Genomic DNA, 16,734 nt, shown 5'->3' on the forward strand with positions numbered 1-16,734 from the left:
TGTGCTAACGAAACTTATTTTAAAATCTTTTCAGCTTTGTTTTTATAAGAATTGGCTTTTTTAATATTATTCAACCCTTGGTAAGCTTTAGACATTTCTAAGTAAAACTTGGCTTCTATTTCATTATTATCAATAACAAAATCAATGCCGTTTTGTAAGGTTTCTAATGCTTTTTTATATTCTTTATTGTTATTAAACGCTTTTCCATTCATTAAATATACGAAAGGTTGCGCAGGAAAAAGTGATAAACCTTGTTCACTGTATTTTAACAAGTCAGCATCATTATCAGTAGCTAACTTATCTAATAAAGCTTTTAAATTTTTATAGGATTTTTCTTTTTCGAAAAGCGATTTAGGGTTAAGGTTCTCAGTAATTTTTGTTGGTTGCTCTTCAGTTGTTTTTCGAGCATTTATTTTTCTTTCAATAGAACGAAGTCTACTGTTTAATAATTTAGCTTCTTTTAATTCAGCCAATACTTTTTTAGCAGATGGAAGGTCTTTGTTTTGTAAATGTAAAAAAACAAGTAATTGTTTTTTCTTAGGGTGCGTAGCAGCTATTTTTTGTTGAGCAATAATGGCATCAGAAAAATTAGCTAACTTTCTTAAAGTAAAAACTTTGTGTTCAAGCATCCAAACATTATTGGGTTCTAATTCTAAAGCTAAATCAATATAGGTTAAAGCTTCAGGGTTTCTGCCTAACTTTTCATAGTTTTTAGAAAGTTCAAATAAAACAGCTTTGTTATTTGGAAGTATTCTGTTACACTTTTCTAGACTTTGTATAGCTTTTTGATAGTTAAAAATAGCTTTGTCTGAAAGTGCTTTAAAAAAATGTTGTTGAAATTCTATATTGTTTTTCTCAGCTGTATTAACTGATGCAGGAATACTATCTTGAGCGTTTAGAAAGAAAGAAAAAAGAAGAAAGAAAAAAGACAGTATCACTTTAGAAAAAATAATTTTCTCTCTCTTCTCTCTTCTCTTTTCTATTGAGATTTTATGTAAGCTCTGTATAATCACCTATACTTACCGATGTATAATTAGCGTTGTATTTTGCGTGGTTACCAATCATTGCATTATCTAAATTGGCATTTGAAATATGCACGTTTGTTTGAATTAAAGAGTTTGTTATTGTTGAGTTTTCAACAACACTATTTTCTCCAATTGAAACAAAAGGTCCTATTTTAGTGTTTTTCAACACTACATTTTTTCCAACATAACATGGCTGAATAATTTCAGCGTTCTCTAATACAACGTCTTCAGACACTAAATTGTTGCCATCAGCTTGTTCAAAACCTAAAACTTGCTTGTTAGTATCTACGGTTGGGTCTTTTTTACCACAATCCATCCAAGTATTTACTTTACCAGGAATAAACTTAGCTCCTTTTACTTTTAAAGCTTCAAGAGCTTCAGTTAATTGATATTCACCAGAAGGTCTGATATCGTTATCAATTAAATATTTTATTTCTTCAAGTAACTTGTCAGCATCTTTAAAGTAATAAATACCAATAATAGCTAAATCAGAGACAAATTCTTTAGGTTTTTCAACAAAATCAGTAATAAAACCGTCTTTTAATTTTACCACACCAAAAGCGCTTGGATCTTCTACTTGCTTCACCCAAATAGCCCCATCAGCATTAGCGTCTAAGGTAAAGTCAGCCTTAAATAATGTATCAGCAAAAGCGACAACGCAAGAACCACCTAATGATTCTTTAGCACAGTAAATAGCGTGTGCAGTTCCTAATGCTTCTTCTTGTACGTATACAGAACCTTTTGCACCTAAATTTTCTGCTATTTTTATTAATTTATCTTTTGTGTCAGCAGGAAATCCTTTAGCAGCAGGCCCAATTATAAAAGCAATTTCCTCTATAGGTTGGTCTACAACAGAAGTAATATCTTCCACTAATCGCTGTACAATTGATTTACCAGCAATAACTGTTAATGGCTTAGGAGTTGTTAATGTATGGGGTCTTAAACGAGACCCAATTCCAGCCATTGGTACTATAATCTTCATATTCTCTCTTTTCGTTTTTAACGGTGCAATATACCATTAATAACGCAGTGAAAAAAGTTATAGCCCTTTTGGAATGGCTTCGATTAATGTTTGGGTATATTTTGTCTTTGGATGTTGATAAATTTCGTCTGCATCAGCAATCTCTTCTACCCTACCTTTGTTCATTACAACTAATTGATCGGCCATATATTTTACGACAGATAAATCATGAGAAATGAATATGTAAGTAAAATTAAATTCTGATTTTAATTGGTTTAATAAATTTAATACTTGAGCTTGTACAGACACGTCCAGAGCCGAAACAGATTCATCACAAATAATTAGTTTTGGTTGTAAAGCAATAGCACGAGCAATTCCTATACGTTGACGTTGTCCTCCAGAAAATTCATGTGGATAACGATTAAAATGAGTTGCTTCTAAACCTACTTTTTCTAACAAACCACACACATATTCTTTTCGTTTTTTGTTAGACTCTAAAATATTGTGAACTTTCATTGGTTCTAAAATAGCATTACCCACAGTAACTCTTGGGTTTAAGGATGAAAACGGATCTTGAAATATAATTTGAATTTCTTTTCGAAGTTTTTTAAAAGTCGATTTTGAAAGTTTAGCAATGTCAGTCCCTTTATATAAAATACTTCCAGAGGTGGCTTTTTCTAGTTGTAAAATAGTTCTGCTTAAAGTGGTTTTTCCACATCCACTCTCTCCTACTAGCCCTAATGTTTCTCCTTCATAAATTTTAAAAGACACATCATTGACTGCTTTCACAACAGCTGGTTTTGAAAACCATGAAGCATTACTAATAAAATCTTTATGCAAATTTACAATTTCTAGCAAAGGAGGGCGCTTGTATATTTTTTGATGAAAAGCATTGCGTTCTTCATCTGTATAAATTGTAGAATCTATAGTTTCGTTGATAAAGTCACTAACTGTAGGTAAAGTTTTAAGTCGTTTTTTTGTGTTTGGTTTTGAATTGATTAAAGCTTTTGTATAATTTTCTTTTGGATCTAAAAAAACACGATTAGCACTTCCCTTCTCTACTATTTTTCCTTTATGCATAACAACAACAGAATCTGCAATTTCAGAAACTAATGCTAAATCGTGAGAAATAAAAATAATTCCCATTTCAAATTCTTGTTGTAATTCTTTTAATAAAGAAATTATTTCTTTTTGTACAGTAACATCCAATGCTGTAGTAGGTTCATCAGCAATTAAAAGTTGAGGTTTACAAGCAATTGCCACGGCAATCATTACACGTTGCTTTTGTCCTCCGCTTATTTGATGCGGATATGAATTATAAATAGCCTCAGGTCTTGGAAGTTTTACTTTTGAAAACAAAGAAATAACTTCCTCTTTAATTTCTTGATTAGATAACTGTGTGTGTTGCTGTAACATTTCAGCAACTTGAAAACCGCAAGTTAATGTTGGGTTTAAAGAACTCATCGGTTCTTGAAAAATCATCGCGATTTGATTTCCTCGTATTTTTTGATAATCTTGCTCATTATAACCTAATAAAGGTTGTTGGTTAAAAAATAGATCACCTTTCACCGTAGCAGTTTTAGGAAGTAACCCTAAAATAGCTAAAGAACTTATTGATTTACCGCTACCACTCTCTCCTACGATTCCTAGTGTTTTATTTTTTTCAACACTAAAAGAAACTTGTTGAACTAAAGGCTGAGAGTTTTTAAAAGATATTTCTAAGTTTTTAACTTCAAGCATTGATCATAAATTTTAATAAAAGTACAATTAATATTCTCATTATACGTTTTCAGAATAATGATTTATCTTAACTATTTGATAGGTAAGCAGTAATAGATTATCTTTTTTTCTTTCCTTGAAAACCTAGTGTTTAACTGGGATAAAGGGTTGTTTTGGTTTTATAAAAGAAACATAAACAGTTAATTAACTACCTAAAAAGCATCTTTTTTTATCTTTTTTTATATATTTGTCAATGTTTTAACAAATAATTAAGAGTTTTTATTTGGGGTTTAAGCTCAAAAAAGGCTCTTAAAGTTTTATTAATTCAACTAAAAACCCTTCAAAAATGAAAAACAAAATTACCCTAGCACTTTTGTGCTTATTTTTTGTTGGTGCTTCGTATGCCCAAGAAAAAAGAAACTGTCACTCAATGGAAAATCTTGAGTACAGACAATCCCTTAATCCTTCTTTAAAAAGCAAAATGCAAGAAATTGAGTCTTTTACTCAAAAAAGAATTGCAGAAAAGAAGAACTTCCAAGGAAAAATTGTAGGAAGTATTATTCAAATTCCAGTAGTTGTACACGTTATTTACAGTAATTCTCAAGAAAACATCAGTGTGGCACAAATTCAGTCACAAATAGATGTTTTAAATGAAGATTACAGAAGAACGAACTCAGACAAAACAAATAAATGGTCTCAAGCAGCAGATACAGAAATAGAATTTTATTTAGCTCAAATAGACCCAAATGGTAATCCAACAACAGGTATTACAAGAAAATCATCATCTAAAACTTCATGGGGAACTAATGATGCAATGAAAAAATCATCACAAGGAGGAGTAGACCCATGGGATGCTTCAGAATACCTTAACATGTGGGTATGTAATATTGGTGGTGGAATCTTAGGATATGCACAATTTCCAGGAGGTAGTGCTGCTACTGATGGAGTTGTAATGAGTCCACAATATTTTGGTAGTTCAGATAAAGGATCAGGTTTCTATTTATCATCTCCATTTGACAAAGGAAGAACAACTACTCACGAAGTAGGTCACTTTTTAAACCTTAGACACATCTGGGGTGATGGTGGTTGTGGTGTTGACGATTTTGTTTCTGATACTCCAGAATCTGATGCTGCAAACTATGGATGTGCTTCAAGTCACTCTTCTTGTGGATCAGCAGATATGGTTGAAAACTACATGGATTATTCTGATGATACTTGTATGAACCTATTTACTTTAGGTCAAAAAAATAGAATGCGTGCTGTTTTAGAGTCAGGAGGAGTACGTAGAAGTTTAGCTTTATCAGATAAAACTGGAGGTTCTACTTCATGTACAGCAACGGTACCAACAGGTGTAACTGTATCTAGTATTACTTCTTCAGGAGCATCAGTATCTTGGACAGCAGTTTCAGGAGCTACATACGATGTAAGATATCGTCAAACAGGAACTTCATCATGGACAACTAATGCGGTTTCAGGAACATCAACATCTTTAAGCGGATTATCAGCATCTACTCAATATGAAGTACAAGTACGTAGTAAATGTTCTGATGGTTCAAATTCAGCATATAGTGCATCTTCAACTTTTACAACTCCTGAAGTAACAATTTCTTATTGTTCTTCAAAAGGAAATAGTGTTTCTGATGAGTATATTGGAAGAGTACAATTAGGAACTATTGATAATAGTACTGGAGGAGGAAATGGTTATTCTAACCATACAGGAATTTCAACTAATTTAGCAAAAGGAACTTCTCATACTATTACTATTACACCAACTTGGACAGGAACTGTATATAACGAAGGATATGGTGTTTGGATAGATTATAATCAAGATGGAGATTTTTCTGATTCAGGAGAAACTGTTTGGACAAAGGCTGCTTCTAAAGATACACCAGTTAGTACATCTTTTACAGTACCAGCTTCTGCTACAGATGGAGCAACAAGAATGCGTATAGTTTTAAAATACAATGCAACACCAACGGCATGTGAAGCTTCATTTTCTTATGGAGAAGTAGAAGACTATACAGTAGTAATTGGAGCAGGAACAGCAGATACAACAGCACCAACAGCGCCAACAAACTTAGCAGCTTCTAGTGTAACACAAACTTCTTTAACATTAAACTGGTCAGCATCTACTGATAACGTTGGAGTAACTGGTTATGATGTTTATCAAGGAACTAGCAATATTGGTTCTGTAACAGGAACTACAATGAATGTAACAGGATTAACAGCAGCTACTACTTATACTTTCTCAGTAAGAGCAAAAGATGCAGCAGGAAATGTTTCTGCGTCTAGTAGTGGAATAAACGTAACAACTTTATCAAACTCAGTTTCATACTGTGACTCAAAAGGAAATAACTCTTCTTATGAATGGATTGATAATGTTGAGTTAGGAGGAATGACTAATGCAACTGGAGATAATGGAGGATATGCTGATTTTACTTCAAAAACAGCAACCTTAGCAGTAGGAAGTTCAAACCAAATGACTATTAGTGCAGGATTCAGTAGTTCTTCATATACAGAGTATTGGGCTGTTTGGATTGATTTTAATCAAAATGGAACATTTGAGAGCAGTGAAAAAGTTGTAACAGGATCTTCATCAAGTGCAAATAACTTAACATCTACAGTTGATGTCCCTGCAGGAGCAACTTTAGGAACAACAAGAATGCGTGTTTCTATGAAATATAATGCTGCTCAAACAGCTTGTGAAACATTTACTTATGGAGAAGTAGAAGACTATACAGTAAATATTGTTTCTAGTACAAGACAAGAATCTTCAGTTAGTGTAAATGCAGAAAGATTAGGAAATGAAAATAGTTTAGACTTGATGACATATCCTAATCCAGCAGTAGACTTTATACAAGTAAAATTAGCCTCTAGAGCTGATAATATGACTTATAGAATTGTAAATACAATTGGTAGAGTAATGAAAGCAGGTCGCTTAAATTCTTCAAGCATCGATGTTTCTAAACTAAATACAGGTATGTATATTTTAGAAGTTAATGATGGTCAAAAACTACTAACTACTAAGGTATTTAAAAAATAAACTTTACAAAAGCCTGAGTTATTTCTCAGGCTTTTTAATTAAAATCAATTAACTAAACCCTTCAAAAATGAAACACAATTATGCAAGAACTGTGTTTTTATCTGCTTTTCTATTCGCAGGAGTTTCTACCATAAACGCCCAAGAAAATAGAGAGTTAAAACACGTTAAGTTCAACAAATCTTCAAAGGTGTCTTTACAAAAAGCACCAGATTTAATTAGACAAAAATTAAAGCTATTTAAAAATGATGGTTTACAAAAAATTAAATCAAATAGAGATGATTTAGGTTTTACACATGAAAAATTTCAACAAAAATTTAAAGGAATAAAAGTAGAATTTGCTACGTATACAGCACATGCAAAAAATGGTGCTTTAATGAGTATGAATGGTGAATTTTATGATGTTGGAAAAGTAAAAGTAATCCCTAAGCTATCAAAAGCTCAAGCATTTCAAAAAGCTTTATCACACACAGGAGCAGAAAAGTATTTATGGGAATTTCCTGATGCTGCTAAAGAAATGGATAACTATAAAAAACCTGAAGGGGAGTTATTAATTCTTCCTAGAGAGGTAATTGGAAAAAAAGAACCAAGATTAGCTTATAAATTTGACATCTTTGCTACAAAACCACTTAGCAGAGGTTATTTATATATAGATGCTCACACAGGAGAAGCATTATTTTACAATGCTATTATTAAGCATTTAGATGAATTTGGTCATGTAGGTGAACTTACGGAACATGCTAAAAAAAGTAAAAAAGCTACAGAAGCTATAACAGCAGCGTTTGCATCAGGTACAGCACAAACTCGTTATAGTGGTACAAGAACTATTGAAACTTCACTAAGTGGAGGAAACTACATTTTAAGTGATTCTGGAAGAAAAATTTACACCAGAGACGCAAAAAACCAAGCACCAGGTTCTACATATCCATATGTTACAAATTACGATCAGTTTACTGATAATGATAATAATTGGACTACAGCAGAACATAGCGCTAACAAAGATGATGCAGCATTAGATGCTCATTGGGGAGCAATGATGACCTATGAGTATTTTTTACAAAAACATAACAGAAATAGTTATGATAACAGTGGAGCTCAAATTAGAAGCTATGTACATGTTGATACTAACTATGATAATGCCTTTTGGAATGGTTCTGTAATGTCTTATGGAGATGGTTCTTCGAATGGAACAGAAGGAAATGGTAACTTCGATGCCTTAACTTCTATTGATGTTGCTGCCCATGAAATAGGGCATGCGGTATGTACTTATACAGCAAACTTAGCATACCAAAGAGAATCAGGAGCTTTAAATGAAGGTTTCTCAGATATTTGGGGAGCAGCTGTTGAACATTTTGCAAAAGGAAATGGAAACGATTTAAACCCAGACCTTTCAGTTTGGTTAATAGGAGATGAAATAGACAGACGTAGTGGTTCTGCTGCTTTACGTTCTATGAACGATCCAAAATCACAAGGTCAACCAGATACTTATGGAGGAACTTATTGGAAGAACCCTAACTGTGGAACACCAACAAGATTTAATGATTACTGTGGAGTTCATACAAACTCAGGAGTTTTAAATAAATGGTTTTATTTACTATCAGTTGGTGGGTCTGGAACAAACGATGCAAGTGATAACTATAATGTAACAGGAATAGGTATAACAAAAGCAGCTAAAATTGCTTATCGTACCGAAGCTAACTATTTATCAGCAAGTTCAACTTTTGCTGATGCAAGAACAGGAGCTATTCAAGCTGCTACAGATTTATACGGAGCAAACTCTCAAGAGGTAATTTCTACAACAAATGCTTTTTATGCAGTTAATGTAGGAGAAGAGTTTGTACAAACTTGTGCTTTAGCAGCACCAACAAACTTAAATTCATCAAATATTGGTGATAATGGGTTTACAGTAACTTGGACGGCAGTTTCAGGAGCAGCTTCTTACGATGTAACCATTGGAGGAAATACAACAAATGTATCTGGAACATCATTTAACGCTACAGGATTATTAAGCGGAACAGAATATACAGTATCTGTAGCTGCAAAATGTACAACAGGCGGAACAGGAACACCAGCAACATTAAATGTAACTACAACAGGAACACCACCACTTAATTATTGTTCTTCACAAGGAAATAGTGTTGCTGATGAATATATTGAAAGAGTCCAATTAGGAAGTATAGATAATACTTCTGATGGAGGTGGAGGATATTCTGATTTCACTACAATTTCAACTGATTTATCTATTGGTGATTCTAATACAATAACTATTACTCCTAAATGGACAGGTACTGTTTACAGTGAAGGTTATGGAGTATGGATTGATTATAATCAAGATGGAGATTTTTCTGATTCTGGAGAAACAGTTTGGACGAAAGCAGCATCGAAAGATACTCCTGTAAGTACATCATTTACAGTACCAGCCTCAGCAACTCAAGGAACTACTAGAATGAGAATTGTATTAAAATATAATGCTACACCAACAGCTTGTGAAGCAACATTCTCTTATGGTGAAGTAGAAGATTATACAGTTAATATTACAAATGCTACACCAGATACAGAAGCACCAACGGCGCCTTCTTCAGTAACAGCATCTAATGTTGAAGAAACAACAGCAACATTAAGTTGGACAGCATCTACAGATAATGTTGGAGTAACTAGTTACGAGGTATTTAATGGAGCTACAAGTGCAGGAACTGTTAGTGGTACATCAATGAACTTAACTGGGTTAACTGCAAATACAACGTATAATTTTACAGTAAAAGCTAAAGACGCTGCAGGAAATGTTTCGGGATCGAGTAATACGGCAACATTTACAACAAAAGAAGTATCAGCAGTAGAGTATTGTGCTTCTCAAGGAAATAATTCTTCTTACGAATGGATTGATAGAGTTTCTATGGGAGGAGTTGACAATAACACAGGAAACGATGGTGGTTATAAAGATTATACAAACCTAACAATGAATGTGGCTCCAGGATCTAATAGATTATATGTAAGTGCTGGATTTAGTAGTTCTTCTTATACCGAGTACTGGAAAGCATGGATTGATTATGATAAAGATGGTGTTTTTGAAGACACTGAAGTAGTACTAAGTGGTTCTTCTTCAAGTGCTGGTGAGCTTTATGAAGATTTTACAATTCCATCAAATGTTTCAGGAACTACAAGACTTAGAGTTTCTATGAAGTATAACAGTGCTCAAACAGCATGTGAAACATTTACCTATGGTGAGGTAGAAGATTATACCGTTAATATTTCTTCTGGTTCTTCAGTAGCTGCAATAACTGGTTTTGCAGCAAATATTAGTGGAGAAGCAATAGGAAATGAAGAAAGCTTAGATTTATTAACATATCCTAATCCTGCGGTAGATTTTATACAAATAAAACTAGCTTCAAAAGCAGAGAAAATAAATTATAAACTTATAAATACTGTAGGTAAAGTAGTTAAAGAAGGTCGTTTAAAATCTTCTAATCTAGACGTTTCAAAGTTAAATACTGGAATGTACATTTTAGAGGTAAATGATGGACAAAAACTGCTTACAACTAAATTATTTAAAAAGTAAGTTTTTAAAAACATTAAAGAAAAACAAAAGTCTGAGTTTTTTACTCAGGCTTTTGCTTGTTTTAAATTGTAAAATACCATTGAGAATAAAATCTTTGACTTAGCTAGGGGTGGCTAAACTATTAAAAATTAGTTTGTAAAGGGTTAAAAATGAGTCTATTCAAAAGGTGTGAATGATAAAGAAAAGGTAGAATTGTAAAAGAACTAGGAAACAAAAACTTAATTATTCAACTTAAATTGATTCAAATGAACAAAAAGTTTAAATTTCTAATTGGAGGGCTGTCTGTTGCAGCAGTTTCAATTATTGGTTCAGATTATCTTAAAAAGCAAGATGTTGCTGATAAACTGGCCGAACAACGTAAAGTGCATAGTACTTTTTTAAAGGAAAGTCCTTTAAATGAATCGTTAAAATGGGGGAAAAAAGAAAGAAAACTTAGAGGGTTACCACCTAATAGGTATTTTGATCAAATGCAGTTACTCACCATGAATCCAGCTACAGGAAAAATGGAAGATGGAAGTTTAGCAGGATTAAGAGAAGATCTGTTGAAAAAGAGAGCACAACAAAAAAGTCCTGGAGACAATGGAAATTCTTGGGCAGAAAGAGGACCTAATAATGTAGGAGGGCGTACAAGAGTTGTTTTATTTGATCCAAATGACGCTACAAATAACACTGTATATGCAGGTGGAGTAAGTGGAGGTTTATGGAAAAATACTGATATCAGTAATGCTAATTCACAATGGACAAGAGTACAAAATGTACCAGGAAATTTATCTGTAACTTCTATTACAGTAGATCCAAGAAACTCTAACAGATGGTATGTAGGTACAGGAGAACAATACACAGCAGGTGATGTGGTAGGAAACGGTGTTTATGTAACTACCGATGGAGGTACAACATGGAATGCGGTTAATATACCAGCAGCAGGAGATGCAATTATTAATTACAATGCAAGTAATGTTTTCTTATCAGGAGTTCATTTCGTAAACGATGTATTAGCATGGGATAATGGAACGTCAACAGAATTATTCGTTGCAGTAGGAGCACACGTGTACGGAGATTCTTCTAGTCCTAGAAACTGGTTAGGATTACAATCAGCAGGATTGTACCGTTCTACAGATAACGGGGCGAATTGGAGTAGAATAGAATCTGCTAATATGAAGTATACTTTTGGAGGAAAAGACTACTATTATATAGCTAATGATTTAGAAGTAAGTGCTAACAATACTTTATGGATGGGTACTATTGCTTCTGCCTTAGGAGAAGGTGGAGGTAGAGTATTTAGCTCTACAAATGGAGGTACTTGGACAGAAGCAGCTGCATCTCCATTAACTGAATCTAATAGAGTAGAAATTGAACCTTCTGCTACTGATGCAAATAAGATTTATGCATTAACGCAAGGAACAACAAGTACAGCGCCTGTTCATATTTATAAAACAACAAATGCTTTTTCAACAGCAAGTGCAACATCATTACCAAATGATGCAGATACAAATATTTCGGCAAATGATTTTTGTAGAGGACAAGCGTTTTATGACTTAGTAATTGAAGCAGATCCAACAAATGATAACATCGTATATGTTGGAGGTATCGACTTATTTAAAACCACAAACGGAGGTTCTTCTTGGTCTCAATTATCACATTGGTACGGAGGTTTTGGTCATCAAAATGTTCATGCAGATCAACACTCAATGGCTTTTGGAAATAATGACTCTTCTAAAATATTATTCGGTAATGATGGAGGAATCTATTATTCAGGAAATTCAGGAAGTACAATTAGTGTAAGAAACAAAGGTTATAATGTAACTCAGTTTGTAAAAGCAGGTATTGGTCCTGACGGAGCAGGAGATGTTGACGGAATTTTTAGTGCAGGAGCACAAGATAACGGTACACAAGCATTTAGAAATGCAGTCGCAGGAATTAATAGCTCTACTCAATTAAGTGATGGTGATGGATTCTACACTTTCGTTGATAAAGATGGAGACTATATGATTGCTACGTATGTAAACAACGTAATATATAGGTTTAGCTTACCTTGGAATGGTTTAGGTAGACAGCAAGGAGGAGCAACAACGTTATCAAGTGATCAAAACACAGGAGATTTTGTAAACCCAATGGGGTATGATAATGATGCAAACCGCCTATTATCAAATGCATCAACAAGTTCTGCTAACTCAATATTGAGTATTAATGTAGCATCAAATTCAAAAGGAAATATTACAAATGCATTATTAGACGCAAGTCCAACAGCTTTTCAAGCATCTCCTTTTACAAATAATGCATGGTTTGTAGGATTAGCGAATGGTAAACTATTAAAGTTAACAAACGTTACTAATTCTAATGCTACATGGTCAAATATAAATACACCTTTTGTTGGTTCTGTATCTTCAGTAAGATTTGGAGCTACTGAAGATGATATTTTCGTAACGATACATAACTACGGGGTAACAAGTGTTTGGGCTACTTCAGATGGAGGAGCAAATTGGGTAAGCAAAGAAGGAAACTTACCAAATATTCCTGTAAGAGATATTTTACAAAATCCATTAGACAGAACTGAAGCTATTTTAGCAACTCAATTAGGAGTTTGGTCAACATCTAATTTTAATGATGCAAACCCTAACTGGAATCAAGCATATAATGGAATGAGCGATGTTAGTGTTACCTCATTTGATTATTGGAATGTAAGTGGAGATCATACAACAAATAAAGTAATTGCTTCTACATACGGTAGAGGAGTGTTTACAGGTTCATTTACTAGTAATGCTGCTGCTGATACTGAAGCACCGTCTGCTCCAACTAGTTTAGCAGCAAGTTCTATAACAGCAACAACTTTAACGTTAAATTGGACAGCTTCAACAGATAATGTTGCAGTAACAGGGTATGATGTATATCAAGGAGCAACTAAAATAGGAAGTTCAACAACTACTTCATATAATGTAACTGGATTAACAGCAAGTACAGCATATACTTTTACTGTAAAAGCAAAAGATGCAGCAGGAAATATTTCAGCAGTAAGTAATACAGCAAACGCTACTACTACAGCCGCAACAATTACATACTGTAACTCTAAGGGTAATAGTGTTTCTGATGAATATATTGGAAGAGTTCAATTAGGAAGTATTGATAATTCTTCAGGAGGAGGAAACGGATACTCTGATCATACTGCAATTTCTACAGATTTAGAAAAAGGAAAATCAAACACAATTACAATTACACCAACTTGGACAGGAAGTAGTTATGATGAAGGGTATGGAGTTTGGATTGATTACAACCAAGATGGAGATTTTTCTGATGCAGGAGAAACAGTGTGGACAAAAGCTAAATCTAAAGATACTCCTGTAAGCACATCGTTTACAGTGCCAAGTTCAGCTTTAGATGGAGCAACAAGAATGAGAATCGTTATGAAGTATAATGCAACACCAACAGCTTGTGAGGCATCATTCTCTTACGGTGAAGTAGAAGATTATACAGTAAATATTGGAGCTGCAGTAGCAGATACTCAAGCACCAACAGCACCTAGTAGTTTAGCTTCATCAAGTGTAGCACAAACCACGTTAACTTTATCTTGGACAGCATCAACAGACAATGTAGGTGTTACAGGATATGACGTATATCAAGGAGCAACTAAATTAACAACTGTTACAACAACATCTTACAATGTAACAGGGTTAACAGCTAATACAGCTTATACTTTCTCAGTAAAAGCAAAAGATGCAGCAGGAAATATTTCTTCAGCAAGTAATACGGTAAATGTAACTACATTAGATAATGTTGTTAGCTATTGTTCTTCAAAAGGAAATAGAGTTACTTACGAATGGATAGATTATGTTTCTTTTGGAGGAATGACAAATACAACTTCTGCAAATGGAGGGTATGGTGATTTCACGAATAAAGTTGCAACAGTTACTCAAGGAACAACAAACCAAATTATTGTAAGTGCAGGATTTAGCGGTTCTTCATATACTGAGCATTTTACGGTTTGGATTGATTATAACCGTAACGGAACTTTTGAAAGTAGTGAACAAACATCTTTAGGTTCTTCTAGTACAGCAGCAAATAGATCAGCAAACATATCTATTCCATCAAGCGCGTTATTAGGACAAACAAGAATGCGTGTATCCATGAAGTACAACGGAGCATCAACAGCTTGTGAAACTTTTGCAGATGGAGAAGTAGAAGATTATACAGTTAATATTGTTAACTCATCATCTTCAGTAGCAGTATCAGGTACAAGCGATGAGTTTGCTGAACCATTAGATAGAGAAGCAAAATCGAGCTTAACAGCATACCCAAATCCAGCAATAAGTAATGTTACTGTAAAATTTGGAAGCAACGAAAATGTAAGTTATAAAATAACAAATACAATTGGTAGAGTTGTATTAACAGGAAAAACAGTTAATGGTACTGTAAATGTTTCTAATTTAAAAACAGGAATTTATTTATTAGAGGCGAACGATGGTAAAAAGTCGGAAACCATTAAATTAATGAAGAAATAATAGCTTTTCTTTTAATTATAACAAAACCCGAGCAATTGCTCGGGTTTTTTGTTTCTTTGCATAAAATTATAGAGAATGAATTACCTATCAGTAGAAAATATAGCAAAATCGTATGGCGAAAAGGTCTTATTTGAAGATATTTCTTTTGGAATTAATAAAGACCAAAAAATAGCCTTTGTTGCTAAAAATGGTAGTGGAAAAACCTCTATTTTAAACATTATTGCAGGAAAAGATACACCAGATGAAGGCCAAGTTATCAGTAGAAAAGGAATTAATATTGCTTATCTAGCACAAGACGATGACTTGAACCCAGATTTAACCATTGAAGAAACGATTTTTTCTACAGAAAACACCATTCTTCCAATTATTCAGCAATACGAAAAAGCATTGCAAAACCCTGATGATACAGAAGCATATCAAAAGGCATTTGAATTGATGGAGCAACACAATGCATGGGATTTCGAAACACAATACAAACAAATTTTATTCAAGTTAAAGCTTGATGATTTGTCACAAAAAGTAGGAAAGCTTTCTGGAGGACAAAAGAAGCGACTGTCGTTAGCAATCATTCTAATTAATAAACCTGATTTATTAATACTCGACGAGCCAACCAACCATTTAGATTTGGAAATGATTGAGTGGTTAGAAGCATTTTTCGCTAAGGAAAAAATAACCTTATTCATGGTAACACACGATCGTTATTTTTTAGAACGTGTGTGTAATGAGATTATAGAATTAGATAATGGAAAACTATACAAATACAAAGGAAACTACTCATATTACCTTCAAAACAAAGAAGAACGATTAGCTTTAGAAGCAACGAACTTAAGCAAAGCAAAAAGCTTGTTTAAAAAAGAGCTGGATTGGATGCGTCGTCAGCCTAAAGCACGTACGACTAAATCTAAATCACGTATTGATGATTTTTTCCAAATTAAAGAAAAAGCACATCAACGAAGAAAAGAGCATGAAGTTCAGCTAGAAATTAACATGGAGCGTTTAGGAAGTAAAATAGTAGAGCTTCATAAACTAAAAAAGAACTTTGGAGATAAAGTTATTTTAGATGGATTTGACTATGTTTTTAAACGAGGAGAACGTATAGGAATCATTGGAAAAAACGGAACAGGGAAATCTTCTTTCTTAAACATACTAACAGGCAAAATTCCTGTAGATGGAGGTAAAGTAATTGTTGGAGAAACGGTAAAATTTGGTTACTACACTCAAAAAGGAATCCAAATAAAAGAAGGACAAAAAGTAATAGAAGTTATTAAAGAGTTTGGAGAAGAAATTCCGCTAACCAAAGGAAGAAGAATTTCTGCAGCTCAGTTATTAGAACGCTTTTTATTTGATAGAAAAAAGCAATATGATTTTGTCGAAAAATTAAGTGGTGGAGAACAGAAGCGTTTGTACCTGTGTGCTGTTTTGATTCAAAACCCTAATTTTTTAATTCTTGATGAGCCTACCAACGATTTAGATGTGGTAACCCTAAATGTATTAGAAAGCTTCTTATTGGATTACCCGGGGAACTTAATGGTAGTATCACACGACCGTTATTTTATGGATAAAATAGTTGATGGCTTATTTGTTTTTAAAGGAAATGGAGAAGTAGAAAATTTTCCAGGAAATTACTCTGATTACAGAGCGTATGAAAGCTCTTTACCACCAGGGCCTAAAGAAGAGAAGAAAGTAGCTGAAAAGCAAGAAAAAACGCCTCAGAAAGGAAAGTTAAGTTATAACGAAAAACGAGAGTTTGGTCAACTAGAGGTTGATATTGAAAGGTTACAAAAGAAGAAAGTAAAATTAGAAGCGCAATTCACCAAAGGAGAAATAGCGATGGATGATATCAATGAAAAATCTTTAGAGCTACAAGAAATTATAGAAAGTTTAGAAGAAAAAGAAGAACGTTGGTTTGAACTTTCAATGAAATTGGAAGGAGAATAGGT

Annotated in this window: 7 protein-coding genes; 4 read left to right on the forward strand and 3 right to left on the reverse strand. The window is 33.5% G+C overall.

Annotated features, from left to right (window positions below):
• Positions 1 to 14: 14 nt before the first annotated feature.
• From ACTPNM_RS01835 to ACTPNM_RS01845, 3 genes are read right to left on the reverse strand one after another with little or no spacing between them, the layout of a single operon-like run.
• Positions 15 to 938 (reverse strand): tetratricopeptide repeat protein, encoded by a 924-nt coding sequence (locus tag ACTPNM_RS01835; protein WP_440120353.1) that lies wholly within the window; start codon positions 936 to 938, stop codon positions 15 to 17.
• 52 nt (positions 939 to 990) lie between these two features.
• The gene (locus ACTPNM_RS01840; protein ID WP_121146450.1) at positions 991 to 2,007 is read right to left on the reverse strand and encodes a sugar nucleotidyltransferase; all 1,017 of its coding nucleotides are present in this window, start codon (positions 2,005 to 2,007) and stop codon (positions 991 to 993) included.
• A 57-nt stretch (positions 2,008 to 2,064) separates the two neighbouring features.
• Positions 2,065 to 3,726 (reverse strand): ABC transporter ATP-binding protein, encoded by a 1,662-nt coding sequence (locus tag ACTPNM_RS01845; protein WP_440120354.1) that lies wholly within the window; start codon positions 3,724 to 3,726, stop codon positions 2,065 to 2,067.
• Positions 3,727 to 4,051: 325 nt separating this feature from the next.
• Here ACTPNM_RS01845 and ACTPNM_RS01850 point away from each other — a divergent pair, with 325 nt between their 5' ends.
• The 4 genes from ACTPNM_RS01850 (at position 4,052) to ACTPNM_RS01865 (ending at position 16,732) form a co-directional block, all read left to right on the forward strand.
• Positions 4,052 to 6,748, forward strand: coding sequence for a GEVED domain-containing protein (locus tag ACTPNM_RS01850; protein WP_440120355.1), 2,697 nt, complete (start codon positions 4,052 to 4,054; stop codon positions 6,746 to 6,748).
• A 67-nt stretch (positions 6,749 to 6,815) separates the two neighbouring features.
• Complete coding sequence (locus ACTPNM_RS01855) at positions 6,816 to 10,301, forward strand: M4 family metallopeptidase (protein ID WP_440120357.1); 3,486 nt, start codon at positions 6,816 to 6,818, stop codon at positions 10,299 to 10,301.
• A 245-nt stretch (positions 10,302 to 10,546) separates the two neighbouring features.
• Complete coding sequence (locus ACTPNM_RS01860; protein WP_440120358.1) at positions 10,547 to 14,794, forward strand: GEVED domain-containing protein; 4,248 nt, start codon at positions 10,547 to 10,549, stop codon at positions 14,792 to 14,794.
• A 75-nt stretch (positions 14,795 to 14,869) separates the two neighbouring features.
• Complete coding sequence (locus tag ACTPNM_RS01865; protein WP_440120359.1) at positions 14,870 to 16,732, forward strand: ABC-F family ATP-binding cassette domain-containing protein; 1,863 nt, start codon at positions 14,870 to 14,872, stop codon at positions 16,730 to 16,732.
• Positions 16,733 to 16,734 lie beyond the last annotated feature (2 nt).

This window comes from Tenacibaculum sp. Ill (assembly GCF_051938915.1).
Lineage (GTDB): Bacteria > Bacteroidota > Bacteroidia > Flavobacteriales > Flavobacteriaceae > Polaribacter > Polaribacter larymnensis.

Coding starts and splice junctions, on each gene's coding strand:
- ACTPNM_RS01840 (WP_121146450.1), bottom strand. CDS start 2,007: ATGAAGATTATAGTACCAATGGCTGGAATTGGGTCTCGTTTAAGACCC.
- ACTPNM_RS01860 (WP_440120358.1), top strand. CDS start 10,547: ATGAACAAAAAGTTTAAATTTCTAATTGGAGGGCTGTCTGTTGCAGCA.
- ACTPNM_RS01865 (WP_440120359.1), top strand. CDS start 14,870: ATGAATTACCTATCAGTAGAAAATATAGCAAAATCGTATGGCGAAAAG.
- ACTPNM_RS01855 (WP_440120357.1), top strand. CDS start 6,816: ATGAAACACAATTATGCAAGAACTGTGTTTTTATCTGCTTTTCTATTC.
- ACTPNM_RS01845 (WP_440120354.1), bottom strand. CDS start 3,726: ATGCTTGAAGTTAAAAACTTAGAAATATCTTTTAAAAACTCTCAGCCT.
- ACTPNM_RS01850 (WP_440120355.1), top strand. CDS start 4,052: ATGAAAAACAAAATTACCCTAGCACTTTTGTGCTTATTTTTTGTTGGT.